A 15,497-nucleotide genomic window follows, 5' to 3' on the forward strand; every position below is an offset into this window, starting at 1 on the left:
GGCACGGGGGCGTGGCCGGCGAGCGGCCCCGTCCTCCGGGGCGGTGCTCAGGGGCGCGGGAGGTCCCGGAGGCCGGCGTGATGGCGTTCGGCGATCCGGGTCGCCACCCGCCGGGGACTCATGCCGGTGGCCCGGACCTCGGCGAAGACGTCCTCGACGAGCCGCCACACGGTTTTGTCGATCTTCGCCAGGGCCTCCCCGGCGTCCGCGCCGACATCCCCGAAGAGCGTCCACCACCACCAGCTGTTCGCGGCGAAGTTGGCGAGGAAGTCCGGCACCACGACCACACCGCGGTCCAGCAACGCCTTCTCGGCGCTGGGCAGTACGGAGACGTTCGCCGCCTCGACGAGGTACCGGCACCGTACGTCCGGCTCGTTCTCGTCGTCCACGGCGTAGGACGTCGCCGCGGTGACCAGGACGTCCGACGCCACCGAGAGCCACCGCGCGCGTCGCAGCAGGCGGGCGCCGGGGGAGAGCCGGTCACGGTCGATCAGACCGTCGGCGCTGCGGCCGGCCAGGAGGGCCTCCACGTCCAGGCCGTCCGGATCGGCCACCGCTCCGGCCCGGTCGACGACGGCGACGACGCGCAGGCCGGCCCGGGCCAGGTAGCGAGCGGCGGCGCCGCCCATCGAACCGAAGCCCTGCACCACGGCGGTCCGGCCCGCCGGGTCCTCGTCGTGTTCCGCCAGCGTCGCCAGCACGGCCTGGGCCACACCGTAGCCGCCGACCGTGTCGCCCAGGCCGAGTCCCTCGACCCGGACCGCGAAGGCGTCGTCGAGCCGGCGCAGTCCCGCCTCCGGGCCGTCGGGCACGTGCCGGAGCGCGGGCTGGACACAGGAGCGGAGGCCGGCGGCGGTGACCGCCTCGTCGATGGCCTCCTGACGGGTGCCCAGGTCCTCGCCCGCGGCCCAGTACGTCTCGATCAACGGGCTGACAGCGGCCAGGAAGCGGGCCAGGACGCCCGGCGCCGCGGGGTCGGCGGGGTCGAAGTCGATGCCTCCCTTGGCGCCGCCGAAGGGCTGATAGCGGTCTCCGGGCTGGTGGACCAGCGCCTCTTTGAGGGTCATCGTCCGCGCCAGCTCGGTGACTTCGGCCGGCGTGCAGCCGGGACGCATCCTGAGCCCGCCGCTGGCGACGCCGCGCAGCAGCCGGTCGATCACCAGATAACCCTGGGCGCCGGTCTCCTCGTCGGACCAGGTCAGTTGAAGAAAGGGAGTTCGGTGCACGGTTCCTCCGGAGCCGTCGGACGGATTGCTGGACTGGTCGACGGGGGTGCGGGCGTCAGCCGGGCGGCTCGGGGATCTCGATGACGGTCGGTCCGGGCGTGGTGAGGGCCACCGCGACGGCGGCCCGCAGCTCCGCGGGGCCGGCGGCGTGCACTCCGGCCCCGCCGTAGGCCCGGCTCAGCGCCGGGAAGTCCGGGCCGTGCAGATCGACCCCGACCGGGGGGCACCCCCGCTCCGTCATCTCCTGACGGATCATGCCGTAGCCCCCGTTGTTCACCACCACCACGGGCAGCGGCAGGCCGAGTTCCACCGCCGTGGCCAGTTCGTTCACCGTGAACTGGAGCCCGCCGTCACCGGTGAGGACGGCCACCGGGCGGCCGGGGTCGGCGACGGCGGCGCCGATGGCGGCGGGCAGCGCGTATCCCAGGGTGCCGAAGCCCGTCGGATAAAGGAACCGGCCGGGCTGTTCCACGGCGAAGCCGGTCAGCGCGCCGAAGTAGCAGACCTGCGCGCTGTCGTTGACGAGTGCGGCGTCCTCGGGGAGCGCCGCCCGGACCGCCTCGATGAGCGGACGCCAGCGCCGCCCGTACGCCGTGACGGCGGACCGCGGTGTCACCTCCCGTCGCCGCCGGCCCGGCGCCCGGGGCGCCAGGGCCCGCCGCAGCCGGGCCAGAGTGGGCGCCGCGTCCCCGGCCAGCGGATGCGCGGCGGTGGGGCGGTGGAGCTGGGACGGGTCGATGTCCACCCGCACCAGCCGGCCGTCGAGCCGCAGCGGCTCGTCCCAGGTGTCGGTCTCGGCGAGTTCCGTGCCGACGGCGAGCACGACGTCGGCACGGCGGAGGAACTCCCGCACCTCGGGAATGTGCAGTCCGGCCCCGAGGGAGAGGGGATGGCCTTCCGGGAACACCCCCTTGCCGTTGGCGGTGGTCACCGTCGGTGCCGCCAGCAGTCCGGCGAGCGCGCGCACCTCGGCGGCGGCGTTCCGGGCCCCGCCGCCCACGATCAGCGCCGGCCGCCCGGCCGCCGACAGGGCCGCCGCGGCGGCCCGGATCCCGCTCTCCTCGGCAGCCCGCGGCAGTACCCGGGCCGCGGCCGGCACGGTGATGTCGGCGGTGCGGGCGAGCAGGTCGTAGGGCACTTCCAGATGGACCGGACGGGGCCGGCCGGTGGCGAAGTCCGTGAACATGGAGGCCAGGACGCGAAGCATCTCGGGGAGCGTCCCGACCCGTTCGCTCCGCGCGCAGACGGCGGCCATCGCCGCCGACTGGTCCTTGACCTCGTGCAGCAGGCCGGACCCCTGCTCGTGGCCCAGCGGCATGCCGGGCGAGACGATCAGCATGGGCACCGAGTCCGAGTACGCCTGACCGGCCGCCGCGGCGGCGTTGAGCAGGCCGGGACCACTGGTGGTCACCACCACGCCGGGGCGCCCGGTCACCCGGGCGTAGCCGTCGGCGGCGTATCCGGCACCCTGTTCGTGGCGCGGTGTGACGACCCGCAGCCGGCCGGGCCCGAGATGCCGGTAGATCTCCAGGTTGTGGGTGCCGGGGATACCGAAGACCACATCGACGTGGTGCGCGCGTAGCGCGGTGACCAGCAATTCTCCGCCTGTGGGCAATGCGTTCCCCCGTGGTCGGTCAGGCCTGTGTCCCGGCGCGGGGCCGGGACACAGGGCGGGCGGTGGTCCGGTCAGTCCAGGGCGGACGCCTTGACGCCGTCGCGCTCCGCGGCCAGCTCCCGTACGTGGTCGTTGAGGGCGTAGCGCTCGAGGACCGACGCCGGCAGGTCCGACGCCCCGGTGATGGTGCCGAGGCAGGCGTCGGCACCGCACCGGCAGGCGAAGGGGCTCCCCATGCTCCACTCGGTCGAGGGGTAGAAGAAGCTGAGCGGTTCGCCGACGGCGATCGGCCGGATCGCGACCACATGCCGGGCCTCGGTGTCGAGGAACGTGTTGGGAACACATGAGTGGTTCAGGAAGTGGAGGTTCTCGGGGTCGAGGTGCTCCTCGCGCGAGACCTGGACGCTGTACACCGTGGGTTCCCCGGTCCTGACGTTGCCGGTCAGCGGGGAGACCACCTCTCCCACGCGCAGGGCGCGCCGGGCGTTGTACCCCTTGCCCCCGGCGTGGAACGTCGTTTCCTGAACCAGACTTTCATGCCTCATCTGCGGCACTCGACCCTTCCTGTTCCCAGCGGCGGACGATGAGAACCGCGTTGTGTCCGCCGAAACCGAATGAGTTGCTCATCGCCACGTCGGTGTCCCACTTCTGGGCCACGTCCGGTACGAAGTTCAGCTGGTCGTCCTCCGGAACCTCACAGTTGAGCGTAGGGGGTACGACACTGTCCTGAATGGCTTTCACGGATGCGATCAGTTCGACCGCACCGGTTCCCGAGATCAGGTGCCCGGTCATGGATTTGGTGGAGCTGACCGGGATCTGGAGGGCACGGTCGCCGAGCACGTCCCGCAGGGCCGCGATCTCGGTCGTGTCGTTGAGTTCGGTGCTCGTCCCGTGCGCGTTGACGTAGTCGACGTCCTCCGGCCTCAGACCGGCCGACTCCAGGGCGATCCGCATGGCCCGCTTGGTGCCCAGTCCCTCGGGGTGCGGGGCCGTGAGGTGGTAGGCGTCAGTGGTGGCCCCGTACCCGACCAGCTCCGCGAGGACGGTGGCGCCCCGCCGCCGGGCGTGCTCGGCCTCCTCCAGGACCAGGACACCCGCACCGGCCCCCATGACGAAGCCGTCCCGGTCCTTGTCGAACGGGCGGCAGGCCCGGCCGGGAGCGTCGTTGCGGCGGGACAGGGCCCGGCAGGCCGCGGCGGCGGCGATGTTGAGACGGGTGACGGGCGCCTCCGTGCCACCGGCCACCATCACGTCGGCCACGCCGAACTGGATGAGCCGCATGGCCTCGCCGATGGAGGTGGCACCCGACGCGCAGGCGGTGGTCAGGCTGGCCGACGGCCCGCAGGCGCCGAGCCACAGCGCGATCTCCCCGGCCGTGGCCTCGGAGCCGCTGGTGGCGAAGAAGAACGGGCTCACGGCGCGAGCGCCCCGTTCGTGGAGCTTGACGGTGGTGTCGTAGTTCATCGTGGCGGGGCCGGCCGAGGAACCGACGTAGACGCCCACCCGCGGCGCCAACTCCTCGTCGACTTCCAGTTTCGCCTGTTGGACCGCCTGCATCGCCGCGGCCACCCCGTACTGCGTGCTGACGTCGATCCGGCGCGACACCTTGTGCGGCATGTACACGCCGGGGTCGAATTCCTTGACCTCCGCGCCGATGCGCACCGGCAGATCGGAGGCGTCGAAACCCTTGATGTCCGAGATGCCGCTGCGTCCATTGACGAGCGACGCCCAGAAGTCATCCACCGTGAGCCCGACCGGAGTAATTGCTCCGTAGCCGGTGATAACCACTTTTCGTCGGTCCTGCGGTTCTGAACCCACCTGAAATCCCATCGGTAAGAACTATTTCCGTGTGGCGCGTCGATCATCCGGAAAGGGCGTCGGCGGCTTCGGTTCTCTCGTCGACGGCGGAGTCCGCCAGCCTGAGGATGCGGCGCGTGTCCGTCTTTCCGTTGTGATTGAGCGGGAACTTTCCGACCACCACGACCTTGTTCGGCTGCTCGTATGCCGGAAGGAGTTCGCAGATGCGCTCGCGCCAGTACCGTGACGCGCGCTCCTCGGGGTCCTCCACCAGGAATACGAGCCGGCTTCCGAGCCGTTCGTCGGGTTGCGGGACGACCTGCACGGGAGCACCGCACTCGGCCGCCTTGCGCTCGATGATGTCGGGATAGAGGGTGTATCCCATGCGGTGCACCGCGGACTTGCGTCCCAGCACGAAGAGATTCCCGTCGCCGTCCATCGAGCCGAGGTCCCCGGGGCTGTACCACTCGGACACCGCGGGGACGATCTCTCCGCCCGGACTCAGGTATCCGCTGAAGGCGTCGGGCGTGCGGATGCGCAGTTCGCCGATGGCGCCCGGTGGCAGCGGCAGGGCGGCGTCGTCGGTGATCCGCACCACGACGCCGGGGAACACCTGGCCCGCGCCGACCGGGTTCTCCGGCAGCGCGGCCGCGATGTTGCCCATTTCCGTACTGCCGTAGCCGTCGAGCAGCGGCCGTCCGAACACCGTGGCGAACCGCGCGGCCGCCGACTGGTCCAGCGGAGCGCCGCCCGTGCAGTACATCCGCACCCCGCTCAGGTCCGCGGCCAGCTCCGGCCGGCGTTCGACCAGGTTGAGCAGGCTTCTGTGGGTCGCGGGTGTGGCGTCGACGACGGTGACGCCGGCCTGTCCCGCCATCCGCACCGCGCGGTCCAGCCGCCGGTACGGGGCGACCACCAGCGAGGCGTCGGCCAGCCAGGCGATCAGGAGGAGCGACAGCCCGTACTGGTGGGAGAACGGCAGCAGCGGAAGCAGCACGTCATCGGCGCGGTAGCGCATGAACTCGATGGTGCGGCGCAGGTTCCGGAGCACCGGCCGGCCGGACTTGACGATGCCCTTCGGCTCGCCGGTCGAGCCCGAGGACCAGGTGATCAGCGCGTCCGGCAGCCGTTCCCAGGTGTCGAAGCGGATCTGTTCGTCCGTGGGCCGGCGTTCCGCCGCCGCGGCGAGCAGTTCGTACACGAACAGCCGGGGCGGACCGGGCACTTCGGGCGCGTCGTCGTCGACCACCGCGAGCCGGGCCCTGGCCTGAGCGGCGGCCCGGCCGCTCTCCTCCGCACGCTGCAACTGGTCGAGCAGGGCGACGGACGCCCCGATGTGCATCAGGCCGAGGAGGACCGCGACGAACCCCGCGGAGTTGCCGGCCTTGAGGACGACCCGGTCGCCGGCGGAAACCCCCCGCTCCCGCAGAACATCGGCGACGCGCAGTGCCGTGCCCTGTAACTGGGACCTGGTCTGCACGGAATCCATGGACAAGAACTTTGCTGGCATGTGCTTATTGCTGTTCCTTCCCGTGTGCGTGTGCATGTGCGTGTTGAGCAGGAGCCGGCACGGCAGGGAACGGAAGGATGGGCCCGTGGGTCGTTCTCCGACCTCGCGCAGCCCGCAAGCGAATCGGACATTTGACGTGAAAATGCACGCGATAGAACGAGTATTTCCACGCGCCCCGAAGGGACGACATGTCCTTGCCCCCGATTGAACCCCCGTTGGGCAGCCTGGGCGCCTCGTGACGAGGGCTCGAACGGCTGCTCCCGGTGAGCGTACGAAGTCCAATCCGGCCGCGTCAACACAATGCGTGCCGCGAAAATCCGGAGCGTTCCCATCCGAATAATCGGCTGATTGATCATCTCGCTGCCGTCGGGCGCCGGCGTCGCTTGACACTCGCGCGTACGTCTGCCTAGGTTCAACGCTTACATCGCGACGAGGTGAACGCCGCCACTGTGCCCGGCCGAATCATTCTCGTCGCAACGGGGGCTTTACGAAGTTGAGCGCACCAGGCATGTCCTATGAGCCCTGGTCCGCGACGGGGGAATTGCAGAACCGCTCGTGACGTGTCTGTCGCTGTCTGCCGGAAAACCAATCTTCTTGGTATGGACGCGGAAACAGGTGCATCCAAAGCGAGTCGGTGAAACGGGGAGGTAACGTCTTTCATGGCAGGACGCACAACTCTGATCAGCGGAGGGAACCGAGGAATCGGTCTCTCGACCGTGCGGGCGCTGTCCGAGGCCGGTGAGACGGTGGTGGCCACGTACCGGAAGGATCCCGCGCCCGACGGTTGCCGCGCGGTGCGGTGCGACATCACCGATCCCGAGCAGGTCGAGCGGGCCTTCAAGAAGGTCGAGGAGGAGTTCGGCCCGGTCGAGGTGCTGGTCGCCAACGCGGGGATCACCCGCGACGGCCTGCTGGTCACCATGTCGGACGAGGATCTCGGCGCCGTGGTGGAGACCAACCTGCTGGGCACGGCACGCGTGGTACGCCGCGCTCTGCGGGGCATGATCAGGCGCCGCCACGGGCGCGTCGTCCTGATCTCCTCCGTCTCCGGTCTCTCCGGTGCCGCGGGACAGGCCAACTACGCCGCGGCCAAGGCCGGCCTGATCGGTCTGGGGCGCTCGCTGGCCCGCGAAGTGGCCGGCCGGGACATCACGGTGAACATCGTCGCGCCGGGCTGGATCGACACGGACATGACCACGGCTCTCCCCGAACGGACACGGCGGGAGGCCGCCGGCCAGGTCCCGATGCGCCGCTTTGGCCGGCCGGAGGAGGTGGCGGCCGCCGTCCGCTTTCTGACCAGCCGCGAAGCCGGCTACATCACCGGCGCGGTCGTCCCGGTGGACGGCGGAATCGGAATGGGGCACTGATGGGACTGCTGACCGGAAAGACGCTGCTGATCACCGGCGTCATCACCGAGTCCTCGATCGCCTTCCAGGTCGCCCGCGCGGCCCAGGAACAGGGGGCGCGGGTCGTCCTCACCGGGTTCGGCCGGGTGTCCCTGGTCGAACGCATCGCCAAACGGCTGCCGGAGCCGGCCCCGGTCACCGAGCTCGACGTCACCGACGAGGAGCAACTGAGCACTCTTCCCGACCGGGTCCGCGAGCACACCGACCGGCTGGACGGGGTGCTGCACTCGGTCGCCTACGCCCCGCCCGGGGCACTGGACGGCAAATTTCTGGACACCACCTGGGAAGAGGCGGCCACCGCGCTCCATGTCTCCACTTACTCCCTCCAGGCGCTCACCACATCGCTCTTACCGTTGATGGACCGCGGCGGCTCGGTGGTGGGTCTGGACTTCGACGCGAGCCACACCTGGTCGGGCTACGACTGGATGGGCGTGGCCAAGGCCGGCCTGGAATCATGCGCCCGCTACCTGGCCTCGCACCTCGGAGCGCGGGGGATCAGGGTGAATCTCGTCGCGGCCGGACCGCTGAGCACCCTGGCGGCCCGCAACATCTCCGCGGGCGACGGTTCCGGCACGTTCGACGGCGGCTGGTCCGAGCGGGCGCCGCTGGGGTGGGACTCCCGGAACTTCCAACCGGTGGCCAACGCCTGTGTGGCTCTGTTCTCCGACCTCTTCCCGGCCACCACCGGGGAGATCGTCCACGTCGACGGCGGAGCCCACGCGGTCGGCGACCGCCCCGCGCACACCCCGGCCGTCCGGTGACCCCGCTGCGTCCCACGCTGGACCAGCTCGCCCGGCACATCGGTCCGCTGGGGTACAGCGGCTGGCGCCGGATCAGCCAGCAGCAGGTGAATCTCTTCGCCGACGCCACCGACGACCACCAGTGGATCCACGTCGATCCGGACCGGGCCGCCGAGGGCCCGTTCGGGGGGACCGTCGCGCACGGCTTCCTGACCCTGTCGCTGCTGCCCGCGCTCACCTCCGAGGTGCTGGACGTCAGCGGTGTCGTACAAGCGGTCAACCACCGGGTCGACCGGGTACGGTTCCGGGCCCCGGTGGCGGTCGGTGCCCGGCTCCGTGCCTCGGTGGAGCTGCTCTCGGTGCGGCCTCGGCCGCGCGGATTCACCGAGGTCGTCGTCGCGGTCGCCATGGAACTGGACGACCGGCGGATTGCGTGCACCGCCGAGCAGACCACCCTTTACCTGGACGGGGCGTAGCCGACCGTGGGGAACTGGGCAGCGGCCGGGCCGGCGAACCGAACCAGGACCACCGTGGGGTCTCTGGTGCTCCTCGAAGTGGCGGCCACGGCATCCACCTGCGCGAACGGTCTGGTGACCCTGGCCCTGCCCTGGCTGGTCCTGGAGCGGACCGGCAGTCCCGCCGACGCCGGCCTGGTCTCCGCGACGGTCACCCTGCCCCTGCTGGCGGGCGCCCTCTTCGCGGGGACCGTCGTCGACCTCTTCGGCCGGCGCCGTACGGCCGTCGGCTCCGATCTGATGTCCGCAATGTCCGTGGCAGCCGTACCACTGGCGGACGCGGCCCTTGGATTCTCACTGTGGTGGCTCGCCGCGCTGGCGGTCCTGGGGTCCGTTTTCGACCTGTCGGGGGTCACCGCGCGCAAGACCATGCTCCCGACCGCGGCCGCCCGGGCCGGCTGGTCGCTGGAAAAGGCGAACGGCGTCCACGAGTCGGCCAAGGCCTTCGCGTTGATGGCCGGCCCGGGAGTGGGCGGCCTGCTGATCGGGTTCGGGGGAGCGGTGGCGCCGCTGTGGGCCGCCGCGGTCCTCTCCCTGCTCGCCACCCTCGTGCAGGCCGGCATGCGGCTGCCGTCGCCGGAGCGCCACGGCGAACCGGCACAGGGCTCGCCCTGGCGCGCCGTCAGGCGTGGTGCGGCGGAGGGCCTGGTGATGGTGTGGAACGACAGGCTCCTGCGCGTGGTGGGTCTGCTGGGCAGCGTGCTCTTCATGATCTACCTGCCGATCTCGGGGATCGTCCTGCCCGCCTACTTCCACGAGCAGGGCACTCCCCAGCGGCTCGGCCTGCTCACGGTCGCCATGACCGTCGGAGGTGTCGTCGGCGCGCTGGTCTACGGATTCCACGGGCACCGGCTGCCGCGGCGGGGCCTGTTCACCGCCACCATGCTGACCGCCTCGGCCGGACTCTTCGCCATGTCCTGGCTCCCGCCGTACCCGCTGCTGCTGACCGCCGCCGTGGTCGTCGGCGTCGCCTACGGGCCCATCAGCCCTCTGATGAACCTGGCCACACAGCTGCGTTCCACGGAACGGACCAGAGGCCGGGTCATGGGAATCATGACCTCGTGCGGATACGTGGCGGGCCCCGCCGGGTTCCTGGCCGGTGGGCCGCTGGTCGAACGCCTCGGCCCCGGGACGTCGTTCGTGCTGCTCGCCTCGGTGCTCTGCGTCCTGGTCACGGGCGCGTCGCTGCTCCCCGCCCTGCGTGAGTTCAACCATCTCTCGGACGCGCACCTCTCCGGCGTACCGCCGCGAGCCGAAGGCTCCGGCCGCGCCGTCGACGGCCCGGCGCCCGGTGGCACGCCGTCCCGTCGGCCCGACGTAAGTCCTGAAACAGATTGAAAGGTGAACTGACATGGTCCTTCAGTACGAAGAGGTTCTCGCCGGCATCGCCGAGATCGTGCATGAGATCGCCGGCATCCCGACCGCGGACGTCGAACCGGCCAAGTCCTTCGTCGACGAGCTCGACGTGGACTCCCTGTCCATGGTCGAGGTCATCGTCGCGGCCGAGGAGCGCTTCGGCGTCACCATCCCGGATGACGACGCCAGGAACCTCAAGACGGTGGGCGACGCGGTGGATTTCATCGTGCTGGCCGGTGACGCCTGACCGAGCGGTCTCCGCCCTTCTCCCGCCGTCGACCGAAAGAGAGTCCGCACAATGGGGTCCGACAACGCCCGCCCCGGCCAGGCGCACTATCGGTGCGTCGGGGCCGGGGCGGGGCCCGCGAACCTGAGTCTGGCATCGCTCCTGTACAGCCACCCCGAGACGACCAACCTCTTCCTTGACCGGAAGGCCGCCTTCAGCTGGCACGACAGCCAGCAGATACCCGGTACGACCCTCCAGGTGTCCACGTTCAAGGACCTGGTCAGTCTCGCCGACCCGACGAACCCCTTCTCCTTCCTGTCCTATCTCCACGAGCAGGGGCGGGTGTACCACTTCCTCAACGCGCAGTTCGCCGAGGTGCCGCGCCAGGAGTTCCGCAACTACCTGGAATGGGCCGGCAGACGCAACGAGAACGTCGTCTTCGGGGAGGAGGTGCGGGAGGTCGACTTCGACAGCACCGGAGACGGTCGCTACGTGGTGCGGACCGACCGGCGCCGGGTGACCGCCGACAACGTGGTGGTCGGGGTCGGCACGCGGCCGTGGGTCCCGCCGCACGCGCGGGCCGGACTGGGCAGGAGCCACTTCCACGTCAGCGAGTTCCTGGAGAAGGCCGGCGACGTGGGCGGCAAGCGGGTCGCGGTGATCGGCGGCGGTCAGTCGGGCGCGGAGGCATTCCTCGACCTGATCTCGCGTCCCGCCGCCGAGCGCCCGGACCGGGTCTCCTGGTTCTCCCGGCGGCGCAACTACCTGCCGCTCGACGACTCGCCGTTCACCAACGACTTCTACATGCCGTGCCACTCGGAGCACCACTACAACCTGCCGGCCGAGGCCCGGTCCGCCTTCAACGTCGAGCAACTCCTCAGCAGCGACGGCATCTCCGAAGTGACGCTCCGACAGATCTATCAGCAGCTCTACCTCCTGTCCTTCGTGACCGGCGCACCCGGCCTGGCCAGCCTCTATCCCCACCGCGAGGTCACCGACGTGACCGGCGGCGACAGCGAACCGCGGCACCTCACGATCCGGCACAAGGACGAGCCGGGCGCCGTCGAGCACGAAAGGGCGGACGTCGTCATCTGGGCGACCGGCTTCCGCCCCGCCCCGATGGACTTCCTCGCCCCCGTCGCCGACCGCCTGGAGCGCGAGGGCGACGAGCTGCGCGTCGACCAGGACTACGCGGTGCACTGGGACGGTCCGCTGAACCGCAGGATCTTCGTGCAGAACGCCGTGCGCGAGCAGCGCGGTCTGGCCGACCCCAACCTCAGCCTCAACGCCTGGCGGAGCCGGCGCATCGCCGACCGGCTGCGCGGTGTCCGGACGGAAGAGCAGCTCCCGTCATTCGTCGCCTGGTCGTCGAAGGCGTCGGCCGAGCAGTACCGGACCTTGAGCGGGACGGGGACGACGATGAAGAAGAGGTATCGGACGTGATCATCAGTGTCTACGACGGCAACCCCCGGTACGAAGGGTTCGGCATCGGGCTGACCGGCGTCGAAGGGCTGGGCGTGGGCGCCGACTGGGGCAGGGTCGTCCCGGGCGGCAGGTCCCTCTCGCACCGGCATGACGAGACCGAGATGTTCGTGATCGTGCGAGGACGGGGCGAGCTGGTCGTCGACGGTGTGCGCCACCCGGTCGCGCCCGGCACGCTCGCGCTGTTCGAGCCCTTCGAGTCCCACGTACTGGAGAACACCGGCGACACCGACCTGGTCTTCCTGACCCAGTACTGGAGGGACGCGGACCGGGCGCTGGTCTCGGCCCGGTCCGCGGACCGACTGGGCTTCGGCGGCCGTCCGGTCTTCGTGTGCTCGCCGCCGCCGACGCCCAACGGCGACCTGCACCTCGGGCACCTGGCGGGACCGTATATCGGGGCCGACGCCTATGTGCGCTTCCAGCGCATGAACGGCGTCGAAGCCTGGCACGTCACCGGCAGCGACGACTTCCAGAGCTACGTAGGGGCCGCCGCGCGCGGCGAGAGCCGGGAGACGGCCCCGACGGCGGCCCATTACAGCGACGAGATCGCCGCCACCCTCGCCCTGATGGACATCCGCGTGGACCAGTACACGGTGCCCCACCGGGACGAGACGTACCGCCGCGGACTGCGGTCGTTCTTCACGCGTCTGGTCGACACCGGTGCGGTGGCTCCACGGGAGGGCGAGGCGCTCTTCGACTCGGAGACCGGCGAGTATCTTTACGAGGCCGACGTCACCGGACGCTGCCCGACGTGTGCTGGTGCCACCGGCGGCAACATGTGCGAGCAGTGCGGTGAGCCGAACACCGTCGTCGATCTGGCCGAGCCCGTTTCCCTGCGGTCGGCGGCCGAGCCGCGTCGCGGTCCGGTCACCCGGTACTCGCTGCCGCTGCACGAGTTCCGCGAGACCGTCAGGGAGCACCACCGCGTCGGCCGGGTGCCGGCCCGCCTGCGGGAACTCGCGGCCCGGGTCCTCGCCCGGCCGGTCCTGGACCTGCCCGTCAGCCACCCCTCCTCATGGGGCGTGACGCCCGCCGAGGGGAACGAGGACACGGAAGGCCAGGTGATCTGGGCGTGGCCTGAGCTGTCCTACGGCTTCCTGTACGGCATCCAGGCGCTCGGCAGCCGCCTGGGCAGGGACTGGCGCGCGTCCGAGCCGGACCAGGACTGGAAGATCGTCCACTTCCTGGGCTACGACAACGGCTTTTACCACTCGGTCCTCTCTCCCGTGCTCTACGGACTGGCCTTCCCTGAGTGGGCCCCCGACATCGACTACCACGTCAACGAGTTCTACCTGCTCGAGGGCAGCAAATTCTCCACGAGCCGCCGCCACGCCATCTGGGGCAAGGAGATCCTCGGCCCGGACAGCGTCGACGCTGTCCGCTACTTCCTGTCGAGCACCCGTCCGGAAGGGCTCAGGACCAACTTCGCGGGCGCGGAGTACGACACGCTGGTGCGTGACACGCTCATCGGAACGTGGCAGGAGTGGCTGGGCGACCTCGGCGAGCGCCTCGGCAAGGACTTCGACGGCGTGGCACCGGACGCCGGGAACTGGGCGCCGGAGCATTCGGCCTTCCTGGGCTCCCTGGGCGGTCGGCTGTCCGCGCTGACCGCGGCCCTGAGCCCGGACGGCTTCTCCCTGCGGCGGGCCGCCGCCGAGCTGAACGGCATCGTGACGGACGCCGTCGGGTTCTCCCGCCGGGAGAGCCCGCTGGCCGCCACCGAGTGGTCCGACGACCACCGGACCGTCATCGCCCTGGAGCTGGCCGCGGCCCGTCTGCTGGCCCACGGGTCGGCGCCGCTCATGCCCCGCTTCTCGGCACGCCTCGGCAGGGCACTGGGCCTGGGCGTTCCCTCCCACTGGCCCAGGACGGTCGGACTGCTGCCCCCCGGCACCCGGGTCGGCCTCGTCGGCGAGGTGTTCTTCGCACCGCCGGACCCGCTGCCCGACCCGTCGTCCCCGCTCCGGTCATGAGCCGTGTCGACGTCGATGTCGTGGTGGTCGGCGCGGGGCTGGCGGGGGCGGCCACCGCCTGGCAGCTGGCCGGGCGCGGGGTGGCGGTCGCGGTGGTGGAGGCGTACCGCGCCGGGCACCGTCACGGCAGCTCGCACGGCAGCTCACGGATCTTCCGGCGCACCTACGAGGACCCGTTCTACGTTGGTCTGACGGGGCGGGCCGCGGAGTACTGGCGAGAGCTGGAGTCCGATTCCGGTACGGTCCTGCGCCGCCGCACCGGTGGCCTGGACATGGGAGCCGGGAGCGCACCGGAGAAGCTGGCCGGGGCCCTGGCGGGGGCCGGGGTGCCGTACGAACTGCTGACGTCGCGGGAGGCGGGCCTGCGCTGGCGCGGCCTGCGTTTCGAGGGGCCCGTCCTCCACCACCCGGAAGCCGGCGTTCTGGACCCCGCCGCCACCGTCGCGGCCTGTCTGCGCCGTGCCGTGGAACGGGGGGCGGAGGTGCTCACCGGGACCCGGGTCGTCCGGGCCGAGTACCCGGTGTCGGGCGGGGTCCGCCTCCGTACGGACACCGGCACCGAACTGTCCGCCCGGCGGGCGGTGGTCGCCGCCGGGGCGTGGCTGCCGGTGCTGGCCGGGGTCTTCGACATCCCCGTGCCCCCGCTGGAGGTGACCCAGCAGCAGGTGTTCCACTTCCGTCAGGACGAGCCCGACGCGGACTGGCCGGTCTTCCTGCACAGGGGCGACGTGCAGGTGTTCGGGGTGCCCTCCGGCTCCGACGCCGGTCCGGCGCCCGCGGTCAAAGTGGCGGAACTCGGCAACGGCACCCCGACCACGGCCGACCTCCGCTCCGGGGTGCCCGACGCGGCCTCGCGCGCCGCCGTCACCGAGTTCGTCAGAACACGCCTCCCCGGACTGCGCGGTGAGCCGGTGGCGGAGAGTACCTGCCTCTACACCTCCACCGCGGACGGGGACTTCGTGCTGGACCGCCACGGCCCTGTCGTGGTGGTCTCGCCCTGCTCCGGCCACGGCGCCAAGTTCGCACCGCTGATCGGAGCGATGACCGCCGACCTGACCCTGGGCCGCACAGCCCCGCACCCCCGCTTCGCTCTGCGCCGCTGACGCCGGCAACCGGGAGCCGTCGGCGGCCTGCCCTCGGCCGGCGCCGTGGATGCCCCCTGGAGCACCGGTTCGGCGAGGGCGGAGAGCGTCCGCGCGACAGATCCAGACGCGGAGGTCAATGCGTGTAGCGGCGTACGGCCTCGGGGTGGATGACGAGACGGACCTGGTCCGCGGCCAGGATCCCGGCGAGGTCGTCGGCGCGGGCCGGGTCGCCGAGGTCCCAGTAGCGGGCGGCCAGGCGGGCGCACAGGTCGTGTGCTCCGTCGGGTTCCACCGTGGTGCGGCCGGCGACCGACAGCCAGCGTTCGCGTTCGCCCACCGGGGCGGCGACGACGATCGAGGCACGGGGGTCACGGCGCAGGTGGCGCACTTTGAGCGTGTCCGGGCCCGTGAACAACTGGATCGTGCCCTCGGCGGTGGCCTCGAACCACACCGGCCGGGGCTGTGGCGGGAGCGGCCCCCCGGCCATGGACAGGAACCCGTGCAGGGGGCGTCGGAGGAACTCGAGGTCCTCGGTGGTCAGCGAACTGGCGTCGGTGCTCATCACA

General features: G+C 71.2%; 14 protein-coding genes. 8 read left to right on the forward strand and 6 right to left on the reverse strand.

All coding sequences use genetic code 11. The features are described 5' to 3' along the window. Positions 1-47 precede the first annotated feature (47 nt). The 5 genes from IG02_RS0121955 to IG02_RS0121975 all read right to left on the reverse strand — a co-directional run bounded on the left by IG02_RS0121955 (position 48) and on the right by IG02_RS0121975 (position 6,148). Entirely contained in the window at positions 48-1,226 is a 1,179-nt protein-coding gene (locus IG02_RS0121955) for a Glu/Leu/Phe/Val dehydrogenase dimerization domain-containing protein (protein ID WP_030750742.1), read from the reverse strand. A gap of 55 nt (positions 1,227-1,281) precedes the next feature. Then, a complete protein-coding gene (locus IG02_RS0121960) occupies positions 1,282-2,841 on the reverse strand; it encodes a 5-guanidino-2-oxopentanoate decarboxylase (RefSeq protein WP_030750745.1) in 1,560 nt (519 codons plus the stop codon). A gap of 71 nt (positions 2,842-2,912) precedes the next feature. Next, positions 2,913-3,386 carry an SET domain-containing protein-lysine N-methyltransferase gene (locus IG02_RS43015; protein ID WP_158712363.1) on the reverse strand — a complete coding sequence of 158 codons (474 nt, stop codon included), beginning with the start codon at positions 3,384-3,386 and terminating at the stop codon, positions 2,913-2,915. Further along, positions 3,376-4,671, reverse strand: a complete 1,296-nt coding sequence (gene fabF / locus IG02_RS0121970; protein WP_030750751.1) for a beta-ketoacyl-ACP synthase II — start codon at positions 4,669-4,671, stop codon at positions 3,376-3,378. The genes IG02_RS43015 and fabF overlap by 11 nt, the downstream gene beginning before the upstream one ends. 31 nt (positions 4,672-4,702) lie before the next feature. Continuing rightward, positions 4,703-6,148 (reverse strand): class I adenylate-forming enzyme family protein, encoded by a 1,446-nt coding sequence (locus IG02_RS0121975; RefSeq protein ID WP_030750754.1) that lies wholly within the window; start codon positions 6,146-6,148, stop codon positions 4,703-4,705. Between the two features lie 659 nt (positions 6,149-6,807). On the opposite strand from IG02_RS0121975, the gene fabG reads away from it, so the two are divergent. The 8 genes from fabG to IG02_RS0122015 are packed head-to-tail and all read left to right on the forward strand — an operon-like array spanning position 6,808 to position 14,949. Then, positions 6,808-7,515, forward strand: coding sequence for a 3-oxoacyl-ACP reductase FabG (gene fabG / locus IG02_RS0121980; protein WP_030750757.1), 708 nt, complete (start codon positions 6,808-6,810; stop codon positions 7,513-7,515). Further along, positions 7,512-8,315, forward strand: a complete 804-nt coding sequence (fabI, locus tag IG02_RS0121985) for an enoyl-ACP reductase FabI (RefSeq protein WP_030750961.1) — start codon at positions 7,512-7,514, stop codon at positions 8,313-8,315. Before fabG ends, fabI begins: the two co-directional genes overlap by 4 nt. Further along, a complete protein-coding gene (locus IG02_RS0121990) occupies positions 8,312-8,770 on the forward strand; it encodes a MaoC family dehydratase (RefSeq protein WP_030750759.1) in 459 nt (152 codons plus the stop codon). Before fabI ends, IG02_RS0121990 begins: the two co-directional genes overlap by 4 nt. 54 nt (positions 8,771-8,824) lie before the next feature. Continuing rightward, positions 8,825-10,147, forward strand: coding sequence for an MFS transporter (locus IG02_RS0121995; RefSeq protein ID WP_158712364.1), 1,323 nt, complete (start codon positions 8,825-8,827; stop codon positions 10,145-10,147). A 13-nt stretch (positions 10,148-10,160) separates the two neighbouring features. Beyond that, positions 10,161-10,412, forward strand: a complete 252-nt coding sequence (locus IG02_RS0122000; RefSeq protein ID WP_030750764.1) for an acyl carrier protein — start codon at positions 10,161-10,163, stop codon at positions 10,410-10,412. A gap of 51 nt (positions 10,413-10,463) precedes the next feature. Continuing rightward, positions 10,464-11,834, forward strand: coding sequence for a lysine N(6)-hydroxylase/L-ornithine N(5)-oxygenase family protein (locus IG02_RS0122005; protein WP_051765489.1), 1,371 nt, complete (start codon positions 10,464-10,466; stop codon positions 11,832-11,834). Then, positions 11,831-13,846 carry a class I tRNA ligase family protein gene (locus IG02_RS0122010; RefSeq protein WP_037803803.1) on the forward strand — a complete coding sequence of 672 codons (2,016 nt, stop codon included), beginning with the start codon at positions 11,831-11,833 and terminating at the stop codon, positions 13,844-13,846. Before IG02_RS0122005 ends, IG02_RS0122010 begins: the two co-directional genes overlap by 4 nt. Next, positions 13,843-14,949, forward strand: coding sequence for an FAD-dependent oxidoreductase (locus IG02_RS0122015; RefSeq protein ID WP_030750774.1), 1,107 nt, complete (start codon positions 13,843-13,845; stop codon positions 14,947-14,949). The genes IG02_RS0122010 and IG02_RS0122015 overlap by 4 nt, the downstream gene beginning before the upstream one ends. Before the next feature lie 115 nt (positions 14,950-15,064). Here the strand turns inward: IG02_RS0122015 and IG02_RS0122020 are convergent, their stop codons facing one another. Continuing rightward, positions 15,065-15,493 (reverse strand): pyridoxamine 5'-phosphate oxidase family protein, encoded by a 429-nt coding sequence (locus IG02_RS0122020; RefSeq protein WP_030750778.1) that lies wholly within the window; start codon positions 15,491-15,493, stop codon positions 15,065-15,067. Positions 15,494-15,497 lie beyond the last annotated feature (4 nt).

It is taken from the genome of Streptomyces sp. NRRL F-5135, from assembly GCF_000719775.1.
Classification (GTDB): domain Bacteria; phylum Actinomycetota; class Actinomycetes; order Streptomycetales; family Streptomycetaceae; genus Streptomyces; species Streptomyces hebeiensis.